This is a genomic window from Ornithinicoccus halotolerans (assembly GCF_009602535.1).
GTDB classification, from domain to species: domain Bacteria; phylum Actinomycetota; class Actinomycetes; order Actinomycetales; family Dermatophilaceae; genus Ornithinicoccus; species Ornithinicoccus halotolerans.
In genome coordinates, this window is the sequence record NZ_WIQI01000179.1 from 1 (window position 1) to 3,199 (window position 3,199).

The 3,199-nt window shown below is 74.6% G+C and carries 4 protein-coding genes; all 4 read right to left on the reverse strand.

Translation table 11 applies throughout. From position 1 onward, the window contains the following. Nucleotides 1-21: 21 nt before the first annotated feature. Nucleotides 22-663 (reverse strand): SMC-Scp complex subunit ScpB, encoded by a 642-nt coding sequence (gene scpB / locus GFJ45_RS15690; RefSeq protein WP_153398933.1) that lies wholly within the window; start codon nt 661-663, stop codon nt 22-24. Further along, nucleotides 660-1,583, reverse strand: a complete 924-nt coding sequence (locus GFJ45_RS15695) for a segregation and condensation protein A (protein ID WP_153398936.1) — start codon at nt 1,581-1,583, stop codon at nt 660-662. The genes scpB and GFJ45_RS15695 overlap by 4 nt, the downstream gene beginning before the upstream one ends. Then, entirely contained in the window at nt 1,567-2,496 is a 930-nt protein-coding gene (locus GFJ45_RS15700) for a ParA family protein (protein WP_228387191.1), read from the reverse strand. Before GFJ45_RS15700 ends, GFJ45_RS15695 begins: the two co-directional genes overlap by 17 nt. 90 nt (nt 2,497-2,586) lie before the next feature. After that, nucleotides 2,587-3,199, reverse strand: a 613-nt coding sequence (locus tag GFJ45_RS15705) for a tyrosine recombinase (RefSeq protein ID WP_153398939.1), incomplete at its 5' end; no start/stop codon positions are given.

Consider the following 3,199-nt stretch of genomic DNA (forward strand, 5'->3'; position numbering starts at 1 on the left):
CGCCACCGCCGCGCGCGGCGCTCACGCGTGCCCCTCGGCGGCGAGCTCCTCGAGCACGTCGTCGCTGGGCAGGTACGGCGCCAGCGGCGGCAGCTCGTCCAGGGAGTCCAGCCCCATCCGCTGCAGGAAGTAGTCCGTGGTGCCGTAGAGCACCGCCCCGCTCTCCTCGTCCTGGCCGGCCTCCTGCACCAGGCCCCGCGCCAGGAGGGTCCGCACCACCCCGTCGACGTTGACGCCGCGGACCGCGCCGACCCGGGCGCGGGAGATCGGCTGCCGGTAGGCGATCACGGCCAGCGTCTCCAGCGCCGCCTGGGTCAGCCGCGCCTGCTGCCCGCCGAGCAGGAACTTCTCCACGACGGGGGCGTACTCGGAGCGGGTGTAGACCCGCCAGCCGCCGGCGAGCCGGCGCAGCATAAAACCCCGGTGCTGGCTGGTGTACTCCTCGGCGAGGGCCTCCAGCTCGGCCGCGACGTCCTCGGTCGGCAGCTCCAGCGCCGAGGCCAGGGCCGCCTCGGTGACCGGCTCGTCGACCACCATGAGCACCGCCTCGATCGCCGCCCGCGCGCCGCCGGGGAAGTCGTTGATGTCGAAGGCGACCTGCTCCTCGCCGGCCCCGTCCGAGGGCGGCGTGCCGTCGCCGCCTGCCGTGCCTGCCTGGGTCATGTCTCTCCTCCCGGCCCGGCCGGGGCCGGGTCGCCCTCGTCGAACTCCGAGCCGATCTCGGTGGCCCCGACCGCGCCCTCGGCCGGGCCCTCCCAGTGCACGTCCAGCCCGCCGAGCGCCTCGTCCTGGGCGAAGGCCAGCACGCCCTCGCGGAACAGCTCCAGCAGCGCCAGGAACCGGGCCACGATCACCAGTGTCGAGTCGGCGTCGGCGACCAGGTCCCGGAACGAGCAGCGCGGCTGCCGCCGCAGCCGGGCCACCACCAGGCCGGCCTGCTCGCGCACCGACACGTGCCCGGCGTGCAGGTGCTCGATCCCCACCGTCGGCGGCGGCTTGGGGACCATCGCCTGCGCCGCCACCGCGGCCAGCTGCTCGGGCGCGACGCCCATGACCAGCTCGGGCAGCAACCGGCTGAAGCGGTCCTCCACGCCCACGTCGCGGGGGAAGATGCGCCCGACGGTGGCCATCCGCTCCCCCAGCTCGGTCGCCACCTGCTTGAAGGCGCGGTACTGCAGCAGCCGGGCGAACAGCAGGTCCCGGGCCTCGATGAGGGCGAGGTCCTCCTCGTCGTCCTCCCGCTGCGTCGGGAGCAGCCGGGAGGCCTTGAGGTCCAGCAGCGTCGCGGCGACGAGCAGGAACTCCGAGGCCTCGGACAGGTCCCAGTCCCGGGCCGCCTGCTGGGCGGTGCGGATGTGGGCGACGAACTCGTCGGTGACCTTGGCCAGCGCGATCTCGGTCACGTCCAGCTTGTGCTTGGCGATCAGCCCCAGCAGCAGCTCGAACGGCCCGGAGAAGACGTCGAGGTGGACCTCGAACGGCTGGCCCTCCCGGCGGTGGATGACGCCACCGGGCACCGCGGCGTCACCGGCGCCCGCCTCGGCCAGGTCCGGGCCGGCACTCACCTCAGGGGGCGCCGCCACGGGCCACCAGCTCCCGGGCCAGCTGTCGGTAGGCCTCGGCGCCGCTGTGGGTACTGGCGTAGGAGGTGATCGGCTCGGCCGCCAGGGTCGCGTCCGGGAACTTCACCGTGCGGCTGATGACGGTGTGGAAGACGGTGTCCTGGAAGTGGTCGACCACGCTGCGCACCACCTCCTTGGAGTGCAGCGTGCGGCCGTCGTACATGGTCGCCAGGATGCCGTCCATCACCAGGCGGGGGTTGAGCCGGTCGGTGATCTTCTCGATGGTGTCGATGAGCAGCGCCACCCCGCGCATCGCGAAGAACTCGCACTCCAGCGGGATGATCACCCCGTGCGAGGCGGTGAGGGCGTTGACGGTCAGCAGGCCCAGCGAGGGCTGGCAGTCGATGAGGACCACGTCGTAGTCGTCCAGCACCGGGCGCAGCACCCGGGCCAGCACCATCTCCCGGGCCACCTCGCCGACCAGCTGCACCTCGGCGGCGGAGAGGTCGATGTTGGCCGGGACCACGTCCAGGCCCTCGATGCGGGTCGGCTGGATCAGGTCGCGCACGTCGTGGCCGCGCTCGACGAGGGCGTTGTAGATGGTGTGGTCCAGGTCGTGGGCGCGGATGCCCAGCCCCACCGAGAGCGCCCCCTGCGGGTCGAAGTCGACCAGGAGCACCTTGCGGCCGTACTCGGCCAGGGCCGCGCCGAGGTTCGTGGTGGTGGTGGTCTTGCCGACCCCGCCCTTCTGGTTGCACATCGCGATCACCCGGGCGGGCCCGTGCTGGCGCAGCGGCGGCGGCGCCGGGAAGTCGGGCAGCGGGCGGCCGGTGGGGCCCACCTGCCCGGAGCCGGCGGTCTCGGTGCCGGGCAGCCGGTCGTGGGCGGTGCCGCCCCCGCTGTCCTGGGTCTTGGCCTGCGATGTCACTCTCACTCCGCCTTCACCGTCCGCTGCTCGGCCTGCCGCCGACCGGTCCGACCCTAACGGCCCCGGCCGACCGCGGCCAACGACGGGCTCGCCCGGTCACCGGGCCCTCGGGTGGGCCTGGGCGTACACCTCCCGCAGGTGCTGCACCGTCACCATGGTGTACACCTGCGTCGTCGTCACCGACGCGTGCCCGAGCAGCTCCTGCACCACGCGCACGTCGGCCCCGCCGTCCAGCAGGTGGGTCGCGAACGAGTGCCGCAGCGTGTGCGGGCTCACCTCGGCGGCCAGCCCCGCCCGCTCGGCAGCGGTGCGCAGCACCCGCCACGCGCTCTGCCGGGTGAGCCGGCCACCGCGGGCGTTGACGAACACGGCCGCTGGCTGCCCCCGTCCCTTGCGCGCCAGCTCCGGGCGGCCCCGGACCAGCCAGGCCTCCAGCGCCTCCCGGGCGTAGCCGCCCACCGGCACCAGCCGCTCCTTGCGGCCCTTGCCGAGCAGCCGGGCCACGCCGCCGCGCTCCCCTGGCGGCAGGTCCACGTCGTCCAGGTCCAGCCCGACGGCCTCGCTGACCCGGGCGCCGGTGCCGTACAGCACCTCCAGCAGCGCCCGGTCCCGCAGCGCCGTCGGGGTGTCCCCCAGCGCCGCCGCCTGCAGCAGCGCCTCCACCTGGTCCAGCGACAGCGCCTTCGGCAGCCGCCGCGGCGGCGGCGGC